The sequence below is a fragment of the Brevibacillus nigriterrae genome (genome assembly GCF_049846925.1).
Lineage (GTDB): Bacteria > Bacillota > Bacilli > Brevibacillales > Brevibacillaceae > Brevibacillus_H.
This window is the reverse complement of sequence record NZ_JBNCMT010000033.1, coordinates 14,325-36,287: the sequence shown is the minus strand read 5'-3', so window position 1 is coordinate 36,287 and position 21,963 is coordinate 14,325. Positions and strand designations below refer to the sequence as shown.

Below are 21,963 nucleotides of genomic sequence, written 5' to 3'. Positions count from 1 at the left end.
TAGTTCCTCAAGATTATTGTAATATTTACATTAACTGGATATTGTTTTCATAGAAATACATTATGATAGTAAAAAAATACTAGAAAAAAATGGGAGGTACTGATGCGGATTTTTGCAAGAAAATTTCGGATGATGGTGTTTGTAGTTGCCTTGTTGGTAAGCAATTTGTATTTTTCAGGAAACACAACGCACGCCAACGGAACCGCTCTTACTGTTGCACAAGCAATTGCCAACAATCAAGGAACGGCAACAGTAGAGGGCTATATTGTTGGGATCACAAACAATGGTCCTTATTATGTGTTTCAAGCACCGTTTAGTGTGGATACGAACATCGCCATCGCAGATTCGGCATTAGAGAGAACCAAGCAAAATATCTTGCCTGTTCAATTGCCAAGCGGAACGATCCGCACCGGACTAAACCTGAAAACCAACCCGAGCCTGCTCGGTAAAAAAATCAGAATCACAGGCAAGCTGGAAGCCTACTTCGGGGTGCCTGGACTGAAGAGTCCAACATCCTATGAGATTCTCGATATTGTCGATCCTGATCCAGATCCAATTTCCATCGTCGAAGCCAAAACGAAAGCGGGACAAACCGTTACTGTTACAGGCGTGATTACAGCAGATAATGCGAAAGTCGGCGGTGGCAAAATCTCAACATTCCTCCAGGACGAAACAGCTGGAATTAATGTCTTTGCCTCGAATCCTGCCGGGTTCCCCGAGCTGGTTGAAGGAGACAAGGTCAAGATTACGGGAACGATACAAAATTATCGGGGATTGACAGAAATTATGCCATCAGCAGCAAAAGTCGAGGTTTTGGCAAAAGGAGAACCGGTCCCGCAGCCTCAACCAATTACGATTGCTGACCTCACTTCTGAAGATGTGGCAGAGCCGAAAGAAGGCACTTTGGTTCAAGTAGAAGCGTATGTAATGGAAAAGCCAGGCCAACAATCGGGTGGCGGCTATAATGTCAGCATTTTGGATGAGAACTACAACGGAACTACGTTGCGGGTAATGCCAGAAACAGGCGTCTATGAGCAGATAGAGGCGAAAACCTGGTATCAGTTCACTGCTGTATTAAGCCAATATGACAGTTATCAGCTTGTTCCGAGAAAAGCTTCGGATGCAGTAAGGTTGGCTGAACAAAAGCCGGCACCAAAACCATTGGAATTCTATCCATCGAAGATATTAAGTGTAGTTGATGGTGATACTGTTCATCTGGTTACCCCTGTTTTAGGCGGTACAAAGGTACGCTTCGTAAATATTGATACTCCAGAGACGTATCATAATGTCGTCACAGAAGCAGACCGGAGTCAAAAAGAACACGGAGAAATTGCCAAAGAACATCTGAAGACACTCCTTCATGAAGGCGACGAGGTGCTGATCAAAGTAGCTACTGAACCGTTTGATGATTATGGTCGCCTGTTAGCGCAAATCATTCGCAAGCAAGATAACGTAAACGTAAATCTGGAGATGGTCCGCAGCGGATATGCGAGTACTTATTTCATCTGGCCAATTGATGATGAGGATTATGTAGTGTACTCGGAGGCTGTAAAAGAAGCGTATGATGCAGGTCTTGGTATCTGGAATCCGTCCAATCCGCTGATGGAGCTTCCTTTCGTATTCCGTGCCCGTGAGCAAGGAAAAGGCTTAACCCGTTATGTGGGTCATTTTAGAGACAAGTACTTCGTTGATCCGGCCGAGTGGGCAACAATCCCTGTAGAAGCGCGTGTGTTCTTCGCAAGCCCTGAAGAGGCTGAGAGCGCAGGCTACTCTCGTGATCATGCGGCACCAACGACCAATGTAAGCTTCTCGCAAGAACCGAATGAGTCAGGCTGGTGGAATCAGGACGTTACCATTTCACTTGAAGCTTCTGATGACCAGTCAGGCGTAAGTACTACCGAAATTCAAATCGATGGCGGAGAGTGGACCACTTATCAGACGCCATACGTTGTTAGCAAAGAAGGTGACACCATCATTTCCTACCGCTCCAAGGATCGTGCTGGCAATGCAGAGGAAGCGAAATCAGTGACTGTCAAGCTGGACAAAACGTTGCCTGTCTGGGAGCTTACGCAATCAGGGGAACCGGTTCATAATATCTTAATCAATGATTCGGTCACGCTGGATGTTAAGGCAGAAGATGCGTTATCAGGAATACAGTCTGTATCGGCTGAAATTGATGATGAGAAAGTAGATCTGAACAAAAAGTATTCTGCACTAAGTCTCGGACTTGGCTCCCATACGATTCAGGTAACTGTGGGAGATCAAGCAGGCAATGTAGGTCAACAAAGCTACACCTTTACAATCGATACCAGTCTGGAAACCATCCATTCACTGGTAGATGGATTACTAAGAAGCAAGGATATCAAAAATAAAGGAATCGCAACCTCCATTAAGGCGAAGCTCGATACGATTCAACACTTCTTTGAGAGTGGAGATTATGAGCAAGCCAAGAAGCATCTGACTGACCTTCAGGAAACACTGCACACATACGCGGAAAACGGCAACATCACGGAAGCTGCCAATGAATTATTGCAGTCCAATCTCGAATACTTGTCAACAATGGAAAATTGGAAGCTGTAAGTGCTGTTTTTGTAGCCACCACTACAGAAATGTTCTGAAAAATATCACATGATAAATACAGAAGCAAGAAGCCCCCTGCATGCAAGGGGGTCTTCTGCTCCTTTAGGATTTTACGAAGGAAGTGAAAGTTTCTGTGTTTAAAATGCAAATCCAAAATGTAAAACCAGGTGTGACATTGGCGAAACCAATTTATATGGATAATGGAACAGTATTGCTTGGATCGGGAACAGAGCTGACTTCACGCTTCATTGACCGGTTAATGAGGTTGGGCATTCATCAGGTTTACATTGAAGATTCCCATACAATGGACGTGATGCCCGATGAGGAAATCTGTCCGGAAACACGCAAGCAGGCGGTGGAAGCCGTGTATGCGACAATGACGTCTCTGATGAATCAGCCCAAAATCACCAATCGAGCGGCCACCCCGGAATTTGGTGCGACGTTCCGCAAAGTTTTCGGTCAAATTCTGGATGATCTGGCTCACCGCAAGGACGTTATGGCAAACCTGTCAACTCTGTACTCCATGGACGGATATTTGTTTCATCACTCAGTAAATGTGGCTGTTTTGGCTGGAATTGTCGGGATGGCGAAAGGATATTCACGCAACCAGCTCATTGATTTGGGAGTGGGGGCGCTCCTGTTTGATATTGGGATGACGCAATTGCCTTTTGACTTGTTGAATAAAAATGCCAAGCTGACTGACGAAGAGCGGATACTGATCTGTAACCATACGGAAGCAGGCTTTAATCTCTTGAGAAGACAATCGAATATCTCGCTTATTTCTGCACACTGTGCTCTCCAACACCATGAACGGTATAGTGGGTGTGGTTATCCGAGAAGTTTGAAAGAACAACAGATTCATGAATTTGCTCAAATTATCGGACTGGCTGATATTTTCGATTCCATGATTACGCCAAGACCGTATCGAAATGCATATACGCCGCATGAAGTAGTGGAGTACTTGTTTGCTTCTGGTGGCTTTTATTTTGATCTGGAGCTAGTCAAGCTGTTTTTAAGCAAAATTGCCGTCTATCCTTTATCGACCATGGTAGAACTCAATACAAAGCAAATTGGCGTCGTTACACATGTCCACGCTCATTCCACGCATCGTCCTGTCATCCGGGTAATGATCGAAAGAGACGGGCTTCCGGCGCTTAGTCCTTATGAAATCGACTTGAGTCACGGCAGTAACGTAGCCATCACAATTACCAAGACCATATAACAAGATGATAAAAAAAAGCATCTCACGGTTCGCCAAGGTTACCCGTTGAGATGCTTTTTTAGTTTGTTCATATCATAGACTAACAGCCTTTTTTGGTCGATGCGCAGAAGTTTACTTTTTTGCAGTTCCAATAAGATTTTTGTCACAGTCTCACGAACGGCACCAACCAAATCTGCAATTTGCTGATGGGTCAGCTTGACGTCAATCAGTACGCCATCCTTATGGGGTATACCGTGCTGTTCGGCTAAACTGACAATCATTTTGATAATGCGTGAACGTGAATCCAGAAACATTAAGTTATGAATCTGTTCATTTGCCTTCCGTAGACGACTGAGGGTTATGTTGAGGAACTTTAAGGCAAGGCTCGGTTCTTTTTCCAGCAGTTCATACATGTATTTTCGTTGAAGTACATACAGGGTTGTAGGTTCCAGTGTCTCAGCAGTAGCAGAACGGGGGTGGTCAGGCTGGAGAACGGCCATTTCGCCGAAGTAATCACCTTCACGGAACAAAGCAAGCGTAATCTCCTTCGCATCCTCGAATTGATAGATTTTGATGAGACCGCTTTTGACAACAAACATTTCTTCGCCAGGGTCGCCTTCAAGGAAGATAATCGTTTTCTTGGGAAACCGTTTCTCCGTGAAAATGCTGGCTAACGAATGAATTTCTGTTTCTGACAGCTCATTAAAGATGGGGACAGTTTTTAAAAAGAATTTCAGATCGGCCATAAATACGAGGTCGCTCCATTTCGCAAAAGATAGGGGTGGAAATATTATGAATGATTCGACAAATGAAAGAAGTATTTCCGATAAAAGTTTTTCTTCTATTCTTATTTTATTATAATTGTAACAGATGTCACAACATGGAATATTAATACTATCGTTTGTTAGAATAGTTTTATGCAAAAAAAGGAGATGTGATTCCACTTTATGAAAATGAGAGTGTCTGCGGTTCAATATCATTTACATACCATTCAATCTTTTGAAGACTTTGCAAAACAGGTGGAGCACTATGTCAAAACGGCTGAAGAATTTGGAGCGGACTTCCTCTTGTTTCCAGAATTTATGACAACCCAGCTTCTTTCGATTGGTGGCACAGACGGTCAGGCGCTAACTATAAATGAACTTCCGGATTTTACGGAACAGTACCGCACACTTTTCACCAGTTTGGCAAAGAAAACAGGGATGCATATCATCGGAGGAACGCATGTACTTCGTAACGGTGATCAATTATACAACGTTGCCCATATGTTCTACCCTGACGGACGAGTGGTAGAGCAAGCCAAGCTGCATATCACTCCTACAGAGGTTACGGAGTGGAAAATGGCCAAGGGTGACAGCTTCCAGGTATTTGAGACAAGTAAAGGTACTGTGGCGTTACTCACTTGCTACGATATTGAATTTCCTGAAATCGTCCGCATGGCCAAGGCCAAGGGAGCAGATGTCATTTTCTGCCCTTCTTGCACAGATGATCGCCACGGATTCCACCGAGTGAGATACACCTGTCACGCCAGAGCGATCGAGAATCAGGTATATGTCGTCGTAACTGGCACTGTTGGTTCACTGCCTACTGTAGACTTCATGCGGGCAAATTTCGGTCAGGCAGCTATTATTTCGCCAAACGATATTCCTTTCCCTCCAAAAGGCATCCTTGCAGAAGGAGAAATCAATGACGACATGATCATCACGGCTGATTTGGATCTTGAGTTATTGTATGAAGTCCGCCAAAAAGGGTCAGTCACTACATGGAGAGACCGTCGAACTGACTTGTATCCTGATTGGGAATGATGACGGGTAGATCAAGTGGGAGGATGTGAGCAGGGACAGCATGTACAGGAAACAAATGATTCTGTTTGATAAAGAAAATAACCCGTATCAGGTTGTGATTCGCAACTACACCGAGGCTGATTTTGAAGATCTCATTGATATTCAGCAGGAATGCTTTCCACCTCCCTTTCCTTCGGAGTTGTGGTGGAATACAGAGCAACTGACAAACCATGTGACATTGTTTCCAGAGGGTGCTTTGTGTGTGGAGATCGATAACAGACTGGTTGGCTCCATCACAGGGCTGCTCGTCGACTTTGATCCCAAACACCCCAACCATAGCTGGGCAGAGGTCACTGACCATGGCTACATCAGCAATCATCATCCAGACGGAAACACGCTTTATATCGTGGATATCAGTGTACGCCCATCCTCACGCAAACTGGGACTAGGCAAATGGATGATGTTTTCCATGTATGAACTGGTAGTGCATCGCAAACTTACCCGATTGCTCGGCGGGGGCAGAATGTCAGGCTATCATCGGTATGCTGATCAGTTGACGGCCGACGAGTATTTCACCAGGGTAATCAACGGTGAGCTACAGGACCCTGTTATATCCTTTCTCCTTCGTTGTGGGCGGACACCTGTTCAAGTGGTTCCCGACTATTTGGAGGACGAGGAATCCAGGAATTATGCAGCACTGCTGGAGTGGCGCAACCCATTTTTGGCAGCAACCGAATAGAGGAAGGATTGGCGGAAGCAACTACTTTCAGAGGAAGGTGGTTGCTTCATTTATTTTTAAAGAAAAAGAATCAAGCGCATGTTGACATTAACGTTAACGTAAACTAATATAATAGAAAAATTCAGAAAAATGGTGATAGAAGTGGAACAACAGTTTTCAATCTCGGATTTGGCGCAAGAGTTCGATATCAGCACCCGCACCATCCGGTATTATGAGGAACTAGGCCTGTTAGAGCCTGCTAGAACAACTGGTGGCTCTCGCATATATAACAAAAAGGATCGGGCCCGTCTCCGGTTAATTCTGCGAGGCAAGCGATTTGGCTTTTCTCTGGAAGAGACCAAGGAAATGATCGAATTATTCGATGTGGATCGGACAGGTATCAAACAACTCGAAAGAACCATCGAATATGGTAAAGAACGAGTAGCGGAGGTGAATCAACGAATTGAAGAAATGATTCAACTGCGAACAGAAATGGAAGAGTTGCTTGATGAGTTCTACAATCGTCTGACCAAGTTACAAACTGAAGGAGACTGAAGGAGTTATGAACGTTTCGGAATTGCTAGCCCGTAATGCCCGCAAATACCCCTTGCAGGAAGCAGTCATTGATGGAGCAGACCGCTTGACGTATCAAGAGCTGGATCAAACAGTTACCTCTCTTTCCCATCAGCTTCGCTCTCTCGGCGTGGAAAAAGGGGACAAAGTCGTTCTTTTCAGTCCCAATTGCAAGGAATTTTTGTACGTTTACTTTGCTGTGCTCCGAGTCGGGGGTGTGATTGTCCCGATCAATGCGAGATTGACCGCAAGTGAGATTGACTACATTCTTGACCATAGTGATGCAAAGATGATGGTAACCCATCAGGCTTTATTCGAGTCTGTCAGGGAACTTCCATCGAGACACGATATTACATGGATCAAAACGGGAGAAGTCATTGACTCATGGTTGTCACTCGAACAACTGATTGAGAGTGGGGAGACAACCCCGATAGAGTGTGCTCTGACCGAGGAAGACGAAGCGACGATACTCTACACCTCGGGGACTACAGGAAAGCCCAAAGGTGTTTTGTTCACCTATCGCAATTTGCTGACGGTTGCCGTGATGATCTGCGTTGAGATGGGTGTCGGGCCATTCAGCCGTTTCCTGCATATGATGCCTCTCAGTCACTCTGCACCGCTCCACCTGTTCCTGCTGGCAGGTACCTACGCTGGATCCACACATGTGTTAAGCCCCACTTTTACTCCTGATTTATTGCTTCAGCTTGTTTCACGGGAACGAATCACTCATTTCTTTGGCGCACCAATCGCCTTTCTGCTGACTGCTAACCACCCAGAGATCGATCAATATGACCTTTCTTCTATCCAATACTGGTTGTACGGTGGAGCACCACTCGGGCAACAAGAAGTGCAGTTTGTCAAACAGAAGTTCAATACCTCTAATCTCATGTGCTTGTATGGTTTGACAGAAGCCGGGCCGAGTGGAACCCTCCTGCAACCAGAAGAACATGAGCATAAAGCAGGAAGTGTCGGCAGACGAGCTGCTCTCAATTGCGAACTCCGCATTGTTGATGACAAGGGGAATGATGTGGTTGATGGCGAGATCGGAGAAATCATTCTCTCAGGGGAAGGTACGATGAAAGGATACTACAAGAACCCTCAAGAGACAGAAAACACGATCAAGGGGCGCTGGCTCTACACAGGGGATATGGCGAAGCGGGATGAAGATGGTTACATTTGGATCGTCGACCGCAAAAAAGACATGATCATCTCTGGCGGTCAAAACATTTATCCCAAGGAAATCGAGGACACCCTTCGTATGCACCCCGCGATCATGGAAGTCGCTGTAGTTGGTGTGCCGCATCCGGAGTGGGGAGAAACCGTCAAGGCTGTCCTCGTGCTGAAAGAACATTTTGAAGAAAATGAAATTGCAGAAGAATGTAAGCGCTTCCTGGCTGATAAGCTTGCTTCTTTTAAAGTCCCCCGATCCTATCAAATCATGACGGAGCTCCCAAGAAATGCGACGGGCAAGATCCTGAAAACACAACTGCGAGCATAACTGATTTTCAATTTCAAAGTGGTGCTCTATGTGCCAATTAAATGAGAGAGGTGGCTAGTGATGAATTTTTTCAGAGAAGATCCAAATCTGTCGTTTATTTTAAAGCAGTATCTCGAACCTGACATGCTGGACTGGGCAACCCGGGAACTCGACTCATACGGTGAACTGTGCGGAACAGAGATCGACCAACGTGCTGTACATACCGACCGAGAAGGGCAGCCAAGGCTGATCAAGTATGACCAGATGGGCAATGACATTTCCCATGTATGGCTAAATGAAGGATACAAAAAGACTGTAGAACAAACTTACAATTCCGGCATTGTCGGGCTGCTGTACAAAGAAATTCCAGCCCTCAAGCAAAGAGGCAACTACATCTATTCCTACGCTCAAGGGTACTTGCTCTCTCAAGCAGAGCCTGGCTTCTACTGCCCGGTTACATTGACAATGGCAACCGCTTATTTGCTGGATCAATACGCAGACCAGGCGTTAAAGGAGAAATACCTGCCTCACGTTACCTCGATGGGGGAAGTAGAGCTGTACGAGGGAGCGACGTTTTTAACAGAGCGGCAAGGAGGTTCGGATGTTGGGGCCAATGATACCAAGGCGGTACGGTCTGGTGATAACTACAGGCTGTATGGTGAAAAGTATTTCGCCAGTAACGGCGGTGCGTGCGGTGTCGCGATGGTGTTGGCACGTATGGAAGGGGCGGGTCCGGGGACCAGAGGACTCAGTCTGTTTCTCGTACCTTGGAGAAAGGCAGACGGCACACTGAATCACTTGCAAATTCGACGGGTCAAGGATAAGTTGGGGGTAAGGGCGGTTCCATCGGTTGAAGTCGTTCTGGAGGGATCAGAAGCGTATCTGGTGGGCGATGCGAGCAAGGGCTTTTACTACATGATGGAGGCGCTGAATCTGTCGAGGGTATGTAATGCGGTTGCCTCGGTTGGAATCATGAGAAGGGCTTATATCGAAGCAAGGAACTATGCGTTCAAGCGAGATGCTTTCGGTCGCAAGCTGGCTGATTTCCCGATGGTAAAAGAAACGTTGTCCGTTATGAGCGCCCGTCAAGAAGTGGAAACCGGGGCCATTTTCTCAATCATCCCGCTGTTTGAACGAGTCATGCGTGGAGAAGTGGAAGTATCACAAGAGGAAATGGCATTGAACCGATTGCTGATCGCTCTCTTAAAAATGAGAACGGCTGAAGCTGCCATCGAATTTTCGCATCAGGCTATCGAAATGCATGGAGGGAATGGGTATATTGAGGATTTTGTCACCCCTCGCTTGCTTCGTGATGCGCAGGTTTTGACTGTCTGGGAAGGAACGGCCAACATTCTCGGCCTCGAGGTGCTTCGTCTCATCCATAAATTTAACGTACACCAATCGTTTCTTGCACAGGTTCAAGCGGAGTTAGCCAAATGCAAACCTGAACTGGAACACAGTCGAAAGTATATCGATCAGGGGATTGGTGAGTTGATTGAGCTGCTTACTTATCTAGCGGAGCAAAATGAAGATGCTCAGACCTACCATAGCAAGCGTGTCGCACACCTGATGAGTGACATTTATACGAGTACGATCGCCTTGCGAGATGCGAATCAGGGAGATGCACGCAAGGAAAAAATCGCTCGCCTGCACCTGGAGCACACCTGGAACAAACAGCATCGGGATGAAGAAATGCTGCCACTTGCGTACTTTGCAGAGGTTGTGGGGTCGTAGGCAGAAAAGACAAAAAAGCCCAAAGCGTTTTACAGCTTTGGACTTTTCTCTTGTTAAAGTGACTGTTTTGGGACAGAACGAGAAGTGAAAAGCAGAGAAACAGCTAGTCCAACGACCAATCCGACCATGGCAGGAACCAGCCAGCCAACGCCTTCTGCATAAAGAGGCATTGACTTCAGGAAGTCAGCACCGATATTCCAGGCAAACGTGCTGTTCAAAGTATCAGTAATACTGAAAGCTGCAACAAATACGACCGTCGACAGATACACAGCAGGAACTCTTGCTGATATTTGATCAAACAAGCCGAGGATGATTAAAACAATCGCAATGGGGTAGATTGCCCCAAGAATCGGTACAGACACTTTGAGGATTTGTGTCAGACCCAAATTAGCGATAATCATACTGGTGATGCACAGAATTTTAACCCAAAGAGAATAGGGCAGCTTCGGAAAGGCAGTCGTGAAGAATTGACTGCACGATGTTACCAATCCAATTGATACACACAAGCAAGCGAGTGTAAAGACAGCACCGAGTATCAGGGTTCCGCTTTGTCCGAATAACTGATTCATGACAAACGTTAAAATCTGTGCTCCATTTTCAGCCGGAGCAGAAGAAGCAGATGCTCCCAGGAATCCGAGGATCAGGTAAATGACCGTAAGCAGGAAGCCAGCACCAAGTCCTGCATAAATAATGTAGGAAGTCAATTTCTGTGTATTATCAACGCCTTTTGCCCGTAAGGTATTTGCTACAACAATACCAAATACGAGTGCGGCCAACGCATCCATCGTTAAATAGCCATCGAGAAACCCTTGGAAAACAGGTTGGGTTTCGTATTTCCCTGTCGCTGCACCATACTCACCGATTGGGGAAATAAGGCTGGTAATGAAGATCCCTGCGATCAGAAGCAAGAGAAAAGGTGTCAGGAATTTACCGAAGCGATCAACCAGCTTGGTAGGAGACATGCTTAACCAATGAACAAGTCCAAAAAAGATAAGGGTATAAAGGAACAGTGAAATCGGATTTGCAGCCCATTGTTCGGAAAGAAAAGGCCCGACGCCCATTTCGAAAGCAAGACTGCCTGCACGAGGAATCGCAAGTCCCGGTCCAATGGACAAATAGATAATAATTGGGAAAATAAATGCAAAAGATGGGTGAACACGGCTCGAGAGTGTCTGGAAGCTGCCTGTTTTTGCGATTGCAGCTACACCGAGGATGGGGATACCCACGGCAGAAACGATAAATCCGGCAAGTGACAACCAAACGTGATCACCAGCAGATTGACCAAGAAATGGAGGGAAAATCAGATTTCCTGCCCCGAAGAACATGGAAAACAACATGAAGCTAACAAATACCAGGTCTTTCTTTGAAAGTTGTGTCATGCAGAATCTCCTTTGTCGATAAACATTTTTTGAATTGTTGGAAAATTGATGATCGCATAATATTAAGCTCAATCTCCATTAGATACTCACCTCTTACTAAAAAATTAGTTGAATTATAACAATAATAGAGAATTAGATAAAGTAAAGAAAAATGAAACGCATACAAAAGAAGAACGCAGGAAATCCTGCGTCCATTTTTTCATATTTACATTCACATCAACTTGATCCCACTGATCAAGATAATCATGGAAATGGCACATCGCAGATAAAAAGTAGGCACACGAGTAGAAAGGATACTGCCAGCAAAGACACCAGGGATCGACCCCGCCAGTAACTGAAATACGATGGCATAGTTTACGTTGCCATAGCTAGCGTGTGCCAAACCGGCAGCGGTGACAAGTATGAAAGCATGCGCAATGTCTGTACCAACAATTTCTTTCCCACTTAATCGGAAAAAATACATCAGTGCTAATGCATAGAGTGAACCACTGCCAATGGAAGTCAAACCAACAATAAAACCAAGGAAAGCACCAATGATAATGGTAAGTTTACGCTTTTCCTGGATGCTCTTTTGTTGCCACTTGTTTGGTTTGGTTTCACGACGGGACTGAATCGTTTTGACGATCATGGCAATTGGAATCAGGATAAGAGCGAATCCCAGCACCTTTTTCACAATCAAATCGGCCCCGCCATAGATGCTATTAATAAATTGAATCAGATTCACAGCAATGATTGCACTGGGAACACTACCAATGGCAAAGTATATGACGATGTTGAAGTGAACCGTTTTTTGCCGCCAATGCTGGAAAGCCCCGAAGACTTTGGTGATAGAGTTGTAAACAAGATCTGTGCCTACTGCAATGGTAGGTGATATCCCCAGCATAATCAAAATAGGAGTTAACAGGGCAGCGCCACCAACCCCTGTGAGCCCGACGAGGAAGCCAACAAACAAACCAATCACCACTAAGCTGAAATCCATGTCGCAACCATCCTAACTTCCAGTAAATTCACGAGTTGAAATTTCATTTTTCCTAAAAACTAATAACAGGCTATGGTCATTTATCTAGTTTTGTGCCCTATCCTGTTAAATTAGGCAAGTGTTTATGAAAAACGTTGTGACGTTTTTTCACAGAAAAAAATTGGGTGTGATAAAAATCACATTTTTCTAGTGCTTTTTCTGTCGATTTTTGATAGATTATTGTTGTTCATGTTTTATCACGTTATTTATAGTAAAAATGTTAGAGATATTATTGACTAGTTTTAAAACTCTTAGCTACAATGAGATGAAACTGGTTAATTTTTCAAGTAGTGGTGTTTATATGAACATTTTTGAAACTTTTTCCGTTAAATAGTCTGTAAATTTACGACCTATTGTAAGGAGGTGGTGCAGAGGGATTCCCTGCATTACAACCAGTAAACATCTGTTCTCGATTACTTTATTTTATGTTCTTGTTCTTTCGGAGGTGAACAATATGCAGCATTTTTGGCTACCAGAAGCACTTACTCAAGTTGCCAAAGACTCAGATTCTCTTTTTTACATTATTCTAGCGATTACGTTGTTCTTTTTCGTATTAGTAGAATTACTTCTTGCTGTTTTCCTTGTTCGTTATCGTCGTAAATGGGCGGCGAAAGAGGGCTTGAATCTACACGGCAATCATCGTTTGGAAATTATTTGGACAGCAATTCCTGCATTGATCCTCGTTGTTCTTGGTGTATACAGTACCCAAATGACATACGCCATTCAAAAAACACCGAGTGATGTTGTAGTGATTAATGTAACGGGCCAAAAATGGTCATGGGAGTATGAGTATCCAGGCGGATTCAAGAAAACGAATGACCTGCGTCTCCCGGAAGGCAAAGACGTTTTGTTCAAAATTACTTCCAAGGATGTTATTCACAGCTTCTGGATCCCAGAATTCCGTATGAAACAGGATGCTGTTCCAGGGCGTGAAACCCAATATTCCGTGAAAGTCGAGGGACAATCGAAGAACGAGAACCTGCGAGTTGTCTGTGCGGAGTACTGTGGTACGGCTCATACGATGATGGTTAACAAAATTACCATCATGAAAGCAGATGAGTTTGATGCTTGGGTAAAATCCGGTGGAAAAGCAGGGGCTTCTACAGGTGGAGCTCTAGACGGAAAAACAGTAGCACAAGAAAACGGCTGTTTGAACTGCCACTCTGTTGACGGTGGACAAGGAGTAGGACCTACCTGGAAAGGTTTGGCGGGCTCTGATCGCAAGTTGGCAGATGGTTCTACCGTAAAAGCGGATGATGCTTACCTGACTGAATCCATTTTCAAACCCGGCGACAAGTTGGCGGAAGGTTATGGAAATGTGATGCAACCGTACAGCTCAATGTCCGAAGAGGAAGCAAAAGCTCTAGTGGAATTTATTAAGACGCTGAAATAGTAAGAGGCTTTAGGAAGGGGTGTCACAAGTGGCTGGTACAACGAATGCAAATCGTTCGTTCTTGCGCGACTGGATCCTGACAGTTGACCATAAAAAGATTGGGATTATGTACGCGCTTACTTCATTGATCTTCTTCATCATGGGTGGATTGGCAGCTTTGGCCATTCGTACAGAGTTGTTCTTCCCACAACCAACAATCATTTCACCTGATACGTTCAACCAAATGTTTACCATGCACGGAACGATCATGATCTTCTTGTTCGTTATTCCGTTCTTGACGGGTGCGTTTGGTAACTATTTGATTCCGATTATGATTGGTGCGCACGACATGGCATTCCCGCGTATGAACGCACTCAGCTACTGGCTCTACTTGTTGGGTGGGGTTGTACTGATCGGTTCCTTCTTTGTAGGGGCGATGCCTGATGTAGGGTGGACAGCATATCCTCCATACAGTATCCAATCAAAAGGTATGGGTCTGGACCTGTGGGTTTCGTCTGTTCACATTTTGGGTCTTTCATCCATTTTGGCAGCAATAAACTTTATCGTGACCATCTTTAATATGCGTGCACCTGGTATGACATTTAACCGTATGCCATTGTTCGTATGGGCTTCATTGGTTACATCTTTCATTCAGTTGTTTGGTACACCAGCTCTTGCGGGTGCGGTAACTACCTTGCTTACCGATCGCCATCTGGGCACGATCTTCTATAATGCGACTGCTGGCGGGGACGTCATGCTGTATCAGCATTTGTTCTGGTTCTATTCTCACCCGGCGGTATATGTAATGGTTATTCCAGCCATGGGTCTTGTTTCCGAGATTATTCCGGTATTTGCTCGTAAACCAATCTTTGGTTATCACGCAATTGCTTACTCATCCATTGCGATCGGTTTCCTGGGATTCCTTGTTTGGGCCCACCACATGTTCGTATCTGGTATGCAAATTGACGCTGGTATTCCGTTCATGATCACATCCATGGTTATTGCGGTACCGACAGCGATCAAGGTGTTTGCGTGGCTGGCTACCCTGTGGCGTGGTTCAATCAAGGTTACGACACCACTTCTCTTTTCAGCAGCTGGATTTGTAGGATTGTTCACCATTGGTGGTTTGACAGGGGTATTCCTTGCGGCAGTACCACTTGATATTAACTTGCATGACACGTATTTCGTAGTAGGTCACTTCCACTTCGTCGTATTCGGTGGAACGGCAATGGCTTGTTTCGGAGCAATGTTCTACTGGTTCCCGAAAGCAACAGGCCGCATGTATAACGAAACGCTTGGTAAATGGTCGTTCTGGCTCTACTTCCTTGGTACTTTGTTAACATTCACACCAATGCTGTTTGCTGGTTTGGCAGGTATGCCGCGTCGTGTCGTTGACTACATCCCTGAACAAACGACGGTAAACCAGCTTGCGACAATCGGTGCGTTTACATTAGCAGTCGGAACAGTGTTTATCTTTATCAATATTGCATATTCATTAGTAAAAGGAGCAAAAGCAACGGACAACCCGTGGGAAGCACAAACGTTGGAGTGGACCGTATCTTCTCCACCGCCTGAGCACAACTTCCATGAGATGCCGGTTGTTACAGAAGCTCCGTACAACTACGGAAAACCTCGTTCAAAACGAATGAAATACGGTGAATCCGTCAATAGCGGCACTGGTGTAGGCCTGTAGGTCGAACCCTGTGGCCGACTGTCAAGCCAGGAGGAGGTTCTTATTATGGAACAACAAGCAGTTTTGAAAGAGAATTCCGGATCGTTTCTCGAAGCGGATTCTACTGTTCAGGTGGAGCAAATAAAACCTGCCACTTGGAGTGATTATTTGTATCTGACCAAGCCAGGTATTACGATTTCTAACCTGTTGACAACATTTACTGGCTTGTGGCTGGCCGCATCAGGGTCTCTCGACTTGAAAACAACCATTTTTACTCTGATTGGTACGGCTTTTGTGATCGCTTCTGGAGCGGCTCTCAATAACTATTGGGATCGAGAACTGGATTTGAAAATGAAGCGTACCAAGAATCGTGCGGTGGCAACAGGCCGAATTCACCCACGCAATGCGCTTGCGATCGGGATTGCACTTTTACTCGCAGGTCTTATCGTTCTCGGCTTGTTCGTGAACACACTTGCAGCAGTCGTTAGCTTGATCGGTCATATTTTCTATGTATTGCTCTATACACCGTTGAAACGTGTCACTACGCTGAATACGGTTGTTGGCGGGGTCTCTGGCGCAGTTCCTCCTGTCATTGGGTGGGTTGCGGTAACAGGTACGATTGATCCGTCTGCATGGATTTTGTTTACTGTTATTTTCTTGTGGCAATTCCCACATTTCCTGGCACTCGCCATGATGAAGGTGGAGGATTATCGCAACGGAGACGTCATGATGCTTCCTGTAGTGAAAGGGTTTGAAGAGACGAAACGTCAAATCCTGCGATATACGGCAGCTTTATTGCCAGCGTCACTCCTGTTGTTCGCATTTGGTACAGTAGGGTACATCTATCTGACTACGGCAGTTGTCCTCGGTGTAATCTACTTGTACCTTGCGTTCAAAGGGTTCTTTGCAACAGATGACAACGCATGGGCGAAAAAGATGTTTGGCTACTCCCTAGTCTATCTGTTAGCGATCTGTGGCTCTGTGATTGTTAGCACATTATAATCTAGTATTTGCTGGAATAAAGGAGGGACCCTGCATGGCGAACCACAATCAACACGCCTATCCTCCCGCATATGAACCGGGAGAGGGTATGAAAGATAACGGTCAATTGGCTACTTGGCTTGGATTGATCAGTACGTTGTTCTTCATTGCAACATTTGTAGCGGCCAATGTTTACCTGCGAGGTTGGTCACCAGAAGTATTTTCATTATCACAAACATCTGATCTCCCTTATATGAGCACACTTACGTTGTTGCTCGGGGCTGTAGCAGCAGTATTCACGGGTAATTCCTTCCGCAAACGTGCGAATGGTGCGTTCACGATTGGATTATTGGTATCTGCGGCTCTCTTTGCAGCATCCATGGTTCAAGAGTGGCTGTTAATCAAAGAGATGGCAGTGCTGGGCCCTGCTGCATGGACGGCTTATGTCACGGTGTACGCAAGCCAGTTCATTATGCTGTTGATTTCCGTGATTTTGTTTGTCATCGCTATTGCGTTCCACTTCCGTGGGAATGAAAAAGCATTGAAGCGCTTTATCCCTGCATCCATGAGTGTTTGGTTGTTTACTCTCATGTTGGGCCTTGGCATTTTGCTTCTGACCAATGTTATGACAGTAGAACAGTTCGCTGAATGGTGCGGTGTGAAGTTCACCGGCATATTGAAGTAGTCTTTTTGGTAATATCAGAAAGTAAAAAAACTTTAAGGTAGTAAAGCTTTTTTACTTTTTCCATTAGCATTCAAGAAAAATGCTTGTCCTTTTCAAGCGACTTTGGCAGCGTAGCTTAGACTTTTGGCAATCATCAGGGAAAAAGTAGTCAACCAGCGACACATAAGAGGCTGCAACGTGTTTGACTACTTCCTGAGGATAAGAAAAGTCGGACAGTTTTACCTTCATTGCAAGCTGTCAGGGAGACCTGAAAGGGACAACGTTTTTCTTAACGGAGTTTGAAAAGGAGGCACTTGTAATGGCTCTTATTATGTTTGCAGTAGGCCTGTTCTTGTTTTCAGGATTACTCTCTTTGATTTTCTGGTACTCGTCTTCACTTTCTACGCGTAAATAATGTTGAAAAGATAAAGAAACATCTCTTGCTTGTCAGGAGATGTTTCTTTCATGGATTTGAAAATAAGTGGACTTCTAGCAAAGTCGTTTCAGACATATAGTAAACTATCATCCTCATCATGGATTTGAGGGAGGTGTAAGAATTGGATAAGCTTTTAAAATCGCTGGCAATTGCAGCAACTGTCATTATGTTCCTCGTTATGATTGCAGGTTCCCTCGTGACCAAAACGAATTCAGGTCTTGGCTGTGGCAATGATTGGCCACTGTGTAATGGTAGATGGGTACCAGAATATACGATTGAATCGATGATTGAGTATACCCACCGACTCGTAACAGGATTGGCCGGGATCATTGTGATTCTGTTCTCAGGACTAGCTTGGAGAAGATACCGTGGCAACAAAGAAGTACGTTCGCTAGCGCTGTTCGGGATATTCTTCATCGTGCTTGAATCGATTCTCGGAGCATCAGCAGTCATTTGGCCGCAATCATCAGCCGTGTTGGCTCTTCACTTCGGGTTCTCGCTATTAGCGTTTACGGGCGTATTATTGCTTACCATGTTCGTCCTGCAAAAGGAGCAGTCCAGGGCGATGATTCAAACAAAGGTCCCTCGTGGTTTCCGCAATTTTTCCTGGGCGTTGGCATTGTATGCATACGGTGTGGTCTATTTGGGCGCCTATGTTCGTCATACGAAGTCGTATCTGGCATGCCCGGATTGGCCGCTCTGTCAGGGAAAATTGATTCCTGAACTTTCCGGACCCGTAGGAATACAATTTGTACACCGATTGGGTGCAGCGGTCTTTTTCTTTCTGGTTCTTGGACTCATGGTGTATGCATTGCGTCATTTCAAGGAAACAAGACGGGATATCTACATTGCCAGCATCATTGCTTTTATCCTGATTACGATCCAGGTATTAAGCGGCGGTCTTGTGGTACTCTCCCGAATTCACTTATATGCAACTATCTTTCATTCAGCAGTGATTACGTGTCTTTTTGGTACACTGTGCTACATTTGTTTGCAAACTGTGAAAAAGCCCCTGGAATCGGCTCAAAATGAGACCTTGTCCGCCTGACGGTGGTGGATAAGGTCTTTTATTGTTGATAAATATGTAACAATTTTCAGTTTCGTCTATCAAATATAATCATAGATAGTAGTTCAAACTCTATTATTCTTTTCTGGAGGTCAAAGCCTGCATGCCCCTCAACAAGCATCTATTAACGATCAGTAAAATGAAAATTGGCACTCGAATTAATCTCCTTGTATTCCTTGTTTTGCTGCTTTTTAGCTCTGTGCTTCTTTACTCGGTAAATACAATTGTAGAAAACGGGTTAAAATCGGAAGCGCTGGAGAAGGCCAAATCAGATCTCGCACTTGGATACGCTTACATAGACTCGAAGTATGAAGGGGACTGGAAGGTAGAGGGAGATATTCTTTACAAGGGTTCCCAAAAGATCAACGATAACGAGAAAATTGTTGATGAGATCGGAAAAATGACTGGAGATACGGTAACGATTTTTCTTGGCGATACCCGTGTCACAACGAATGTGATTAACGAGGGGAAACGAGCAGTCGGTACAAAGGCATCTGAAACAGTTGCTGCCAAAGTATTGAAAGAAGGCCAAACCTTCCTCGGTGAAGCTAATGTTGTCGGTAAAATCTATCAAGCTGCCTATCAGCCAATCAGGGATGCTTCTGGTACGATCATTGGTATCTGGTATGTCGGTGCATCGCAGGATACGATTGACTCGGTGCTTTCTGATGTATTTTTTAATTTTTCTATTGTCCTTATTGCAGGCACTGTCATTTCCCAGCTTGTCACGTATCTTGTAGTAAGAAGAATCAGTCAGCGTTTGAATAAGATAACAGATGTTCTTGAGGAAGCCAGCCAAGCCGATTTTACAAAAGATGTACATGTTGATTCCGCAGATGAAATCGGACAACTGTCGGCCAGTTATAATGAGATGAGAGAAGGGTTAAAGGATTTGGTGCAACAGGTCGTTGTTTCTTCAGAACAAGTTGCATCGTCATCCTTGCAGCTCGCGGCAAGCTCCGAACAGACAAGCCGTGCTTCTGAACAAATTGCAGAATCTGTCCAGGTAGTAGCGGGAGGGGCAGAGAAACAGATGAAGGAAGCGATCACCGGAGCCCAGTCCATTGAATCGATGACAGAAGGAATTTCGAGAATTGCACAAACGACTTTGCAAGTGGCGGACGAATCTCGCAAGACAAGTGAACAGGCGGCTGAAGGAAATGTAGCAGTGAAAAAGGTCGTCCGTGATTTCCATCTGGTGCGAGATTCGGTTGAACAATCTGCCCAATTAATCAAAGAGTTAAGCTCGCATTCTCATGAAATCGGGGCAATCATCAGTTCGATTACAGGGATCGCAAAGCAAACGAATTTATTAGCATTGAACGCAGCGATTGAAGCGGCAAGAGCAGGTGAGGCAGGCAAGGGTTTCGCTGTTGTAGCGGATGAAGTAAGGAAGTTGGCAGAGGAATCAGCGAAAGCAGCCTCACAAATCTCGGAAATTGTATACCATGTGCAGGTAGGTACAGAAAAATCTGTTGAATCGATGAACACAGTAGAGCAAACCATTCATGATGGAATTGCTTCGGTTCAGGAAACAGAGGCCAAATTTGGGTTGATTGTCGAGACGATGGAGCAGATCTTTAACAGAATCCACGAAGTATCCGATACAGCCGAGCACCTCCAGTCGAACTCATCGAGCCTCAATCAGTATGTAAATCAAATGACGAACGTGGCCAAAGAAGCCTTTGACAACGCACAAAGCATTGCGGCGGCTGCGGAGGAGCAGTTGGCTTCCATGGAAGAGATATCATCCTCATCTCAGTCCCTGTCCTATGTTGCTGACGAGATGATGCTGAAACTGAATAGATTTCGTTTTTAGATAAATGAAAATGAGCAGGCGTCCAGTGACCGCCTGCTCTATTCCTATATCTTGATATCAGTGATTTGGTAAATCCCTTGGACTTTTTTCAGCGTAATAATTTCTTCTTGGGAACCGTTTATGCCTTGATCAGTTACTGCCATATTGAGAGCAACCGTGTAGCGGATTGTGTCACCAACCGTTTCAGCCTTGATGATATCGAAGGTTTCCCAGTGAGGATTGGATACACCAATCAACGACTGTTTGGTCTCAGTGGAGGTAAGCATTGGATCGTTGGGATTGGAAAAGAACGTCGCCATCTGATTCCAATCACGCTTTACCTGAGCATCGAGAAACTTCGCCACTTGCTGCAAGCTCTCCGGGTCACTGCCAGATACGCTCATTTTGCCGATCTCTTTCTTTTCCACTGGCTCTACCATCGTTACATACCACTTGTCTTTTATTTGAGAAACAGTGATCTTTTCGCGTGTCACCTGCGTAGCTTCATCTGCATTCCCGGAGAACAGCAGGACTTGATAGGTCCATTCATTTCCCGTTTGAAATTCTTGTTCCACTGTATAGTGCAGGAAATGGGGATTCGCTGCCCCCTTCAAACCGCTTTCTGGGTGTGCCAGCTTCTCTGATGAAGTGCGAATCAGGGAAACGTCATTATGTTGAATCCGAGCCTGGAGGAATCCAATCAAGGTGGAGTATGGTTGGTCCTGCGACTCTACAAACTTCCTTCCGTCAAACGAATAGATCACCATTCGATTGCTCGGAGAGTGGGCTGTGGGTGCATGTGCTTCACTGGTTAACAGGTGATTGGATGTCCACGCATAGAGGTGCAACGACGGCTCGTCAATGAATTGATAGCCACCCACTGTGAAATCGACATTGCCACTAAACGGAATGTAAGACCGAGTTTTGGTTGTCCATTCGAATGCTTCCTCGAAAACGCCTTTTTCCACCTGCCATACATGTGAAATGGTCATATCAATTCCCGTTCCGCCAGTTCGCTCCACCGTCTCAAAGAATCTCTGCGTTCCGTCCTCTGACTGGTAACGCAAGGCGGTTTGTTCCACTTTCCATGCTCTCTCTGCAATCAGCTTGTATTTGCCGCCCTGATGATCAAACACAAAGAAGTTGCCCAAATGAACTGCCCCGTCAATCTTGGCAACAATTTCAGTTTCAAGGTCTTGATCCAAATTGATTTCCTCAAAAGACAACCCGTCGAAATAGTAGTCTTTCTCTTTTCCTTGTGCTTTGATCAGCTCCTGGACAGTGGATTTGGACAGGGTAGGAGTCGGATCAAAATCGCTTCGTTGACCTGGCGGGGCTGCTAAAGCTGCCTGCAACGTGAGGGAAAGAATAATTGAACTGGCGAATGTGGGGAGAAACCATTTTTTCATGCAAGGACGCTCCTTTTTAAACGGTATCCAAATCAAATGTTGTATCAGTTTGACGTACAATTACAGCCAAAAGTTACATGATGATTTTTCCCTTCCTGCTT

At 45.1% G+C, this 21,963-nt stretch carries 17 protein-coding genes; 13 read left to right on the top strand and 4 right to left on the bottom strand.

Features of this window, described 5'->3' with window-relative positions:
* The first annotated feature begins 102 nt into the window (after positions 1 to 102).
* Together ACPW7N_RS20900 and ACPW7N_RS20895 are read left to right on the top strand one after the other, a co-directional pair.
* Entirely contained in the window at positions 103 to 2,580 is a 2,478-nt protein-coding gene (locus ACPW7N_RS20900; protein ID WP_425653188.1) for a DUF6359 domain-containing protein, read from the top strand.
* A gap of 133 nt (positions 2,581 to 2,713) precedes the next feature.
* Complete coding sequence (locus ACPW7N_RS20895) at positions 2,714 to 3,802, top strand: HD-GYP domain-containing protein (protein ID WP_425653187.1); 1,089 nt, start codon at positions 2,714 to 2,716, stop codon at positions 3,800 to 3,802.
* Between the two features lie 38 nt (positions 3,803 to 3,840).
* Here the strand turns inward: ACPW7N_RS20895 and ACPW7N_RS20890 are convergent, their stop codons facing one another.
* Positions 3,841 to 4,527: a Crp/Fnr family transcriptional regulator gene (locus ACPW7N_RS20890; RefSeq protein WP_425653186.1), complete on the bottom strand. Its 687-nt coding sequence runs from the start codon at positions 4,525 to 4,527 to the stop codon at positions 3,841 to 3,843.
* Positions 4,528 to 4,728: 201 nt separating this feature from the next.
* On the opposite strand from ACPW7N_RS20890, the gene ACPW7N_RS20885 reads away from it, so the two are divergent.
* The 5 genes from ACPW7N_RS20885 to ACPW7N_RS20865 all read left to right on the top strand — a co-directional run bounded on the left by ACPW7N_RS20885 (position 4,729) and on the right by ACPW7N_RS20865 (position 10,067).
* A complete protein-coding gene (locus tag ACPW7N_RS20885) occupies positions 4,729 to 5,586 on the top strand; it encodes a carbon-nitrogen hydrolase family protein (RefSeq protein ID WP_425653184.1) in 858 nt (285 codons plus the stop codon).
* 40 nt (positions 5,587 to 5,626) lie between these two features.
* Positions 5,627 to 6,304, top strand: coding sequence for a GNAT family N-acetyltransferase (locus ACPW7N_RS20880; RefSeq protein ID WP_425653183.1), 678 nt, complete (start codon positions 5,627 to 5,629; stop codon positions 6,302 to 6,304).
* 141 nt (positions 6,305 to 6,445) lie between these two features.
* Positions 6,446 to 6,838: a MerR family transcriptional regulator gene (locus ACPW7N_RS20875; protein ID WP_425653182.1), complete on the top strand. Its 393-nt coding sequence runs from the start codon at positions 6,446 to 6,448 to the stop codon at positions 6,836 to 6,838.
* A gap of 7 nt (positions 6,839 to 6,845) precedes the next feature.
* On the top strand, positions 6,846 to 8,354 hold the full coding sequence (locus tag ACPW7N_RS20870; RefSeq protein ID WP_425653181.1) for a class I adenylate-forming enzyme family protein: 1,509 nt from the start codon (positions 6,846 to 6,848) through the stop codon (positions 8,352 to 8,354).
* A 60-nt stretch (positions 8,355 to 8,414) separates the two neighbouring features.
* Positions 8,415 to 10,067, top strand: a complete 1,653-nt coding sequence (locus ACPW7N_RS20865; RefSeq protein ID WP_425653180.1) for an acyl-CoA dehydrogenase family protein — start codon at positions 8,415 to 8,417, stop codon at positions 10,065 to 10,067.
* Between the two features lie 53 nt (positions 10,068 to 10,120).
* Here ACPW7N_RS20865 and brnQ read toward each other — a convergent pair whose 3' ends face one another.
* Positions 10,121 to 11,446 (bottom strand): branched-chain amino acid transport system II carrier protein, encoded by a 1,326-nt coding sequence (gene brnQ / locus ACPW7N_RS20860; RefSeq protein ID WP_425653179.1) that lies wholly within the window; start codon positions 11,444 to 11,446, stop codon positions 10,121 to 10,123.
* A 211-nt stretch (positions 11,447 to 11,657) separates the two neighbouring features.
* Positions 11,658 to 12,425 (bottom strand): sulfite exporter TauE/SafE family protein, encoded by a 768-nt coding sequence (locus tag ACPW7N_RS20855; RefSeq protein WP_425653178.1) that lies wholly within the window; start codon positions 12,423 to 12,425, stop codon positions 11,658 to 11,660.
* Positions 12,426 to 12,918: 493 nt separating this feature from the next.
* Between ACPW7N_RS20855 and coxB the strand changes: the two genes are divergently transcribed.
* The 6 genes from coxB (at position 12,919) to ACPW7N_RS20825 (ending at position 20,474) form a co-directional block, all read left to right on the top strand.
* Entirely contained in the window at positions 12,919 to 13,857 is a 939-nt protein-coding gene (coxB, locus tag ACPW7N_RS20850) for a cytochrome c oxidase subunit II (RefSeq protein ID WP_425653177.1), read from the top strand.
* Positions 13,858 to 13,885: 28 nt separating this feature from the next.
* Positions 13,886 to 15,529, top strand: coding sequence for a cytochrome c oxidase subunit I (gene ctaD, locus ACPW7N_RS20845; protein ID WP_425653176.1), 1,644 nt, complete (start codon positions 13,886 to 13,888; stop codon positions 15,527 to 15,529).
* 45 nt (positions 15,530 to 15,574) lie between these two features.
* Positions 15,575 to 16,510 carry a heme o synthase gene (gene cyoE, locus ACPW7N_RS20840; RefSeq protein WP_425653175.1) on the top strand — a complete coding sequence of 312 codons (936 nt, stop codon included), beginning with the start codon at positions 15,575 to 15,577 and terminating at the stop codon, positions 16,508 to 16,510.
* 34 nt (positions 16,511 to 16,544) lie between these two features.
* Positions 16,545 to 17,174: a hypothetical protein gene (locus ACPW7N_RS20835; protein WP_425653174.1), complete on the top strand. Its 630-nt coding sequence runs from the start codon at positions 16,545 to 16,547 to the stop codon at positions 17,172 to 17,174.
* Between the two features lie 536 nt (positions 17,175 to 17,710).
* A complete protein-coding gene (locus ACPW7N_RS20830) occupies positions 17,711 to 18,637 on the top strand; it encodes a COX15/CtaA family protein (RefSeq protein ID WP_425653173.1) in 927 nt (308 codons plus the stop codon).
* Positions 18,638 to 18,758: 121 nt separating this feature from the next.
* The gene (locus ACPW7N_RS20825; RefSeq protein WP_425653172.1) at positions 18,759 to 20,474 is read left to right on the top strand and encodes a methyl-accepting chemotaxis protein; all 1,716 of its coding nucleotides are present in this window, start codon (positions 18,759 to 18,761) and stop codon (positions 20,472 to 20,474) included.
* 44 nt (positions 20,475 to 20,518) lie between these two features.
* Here ACPW7N_RS20825 and ACPW7N_RS20820 read toward each other — a convergent pair whose 3' ends face one another.
* Complete coding sequence (locus tag ACPW7N_RS20820; protein WP_425653171.1) at positions 20,519 to 21,862, bottom strand: hypothetical protein; 1,344 nt, start codon at positions 21,860 to 21,862, stop codon at positions 20,519 to 20,521.
* Between the last annotated feature and the right edge of the window lie 101 nt (positions 21,863 to 21,963).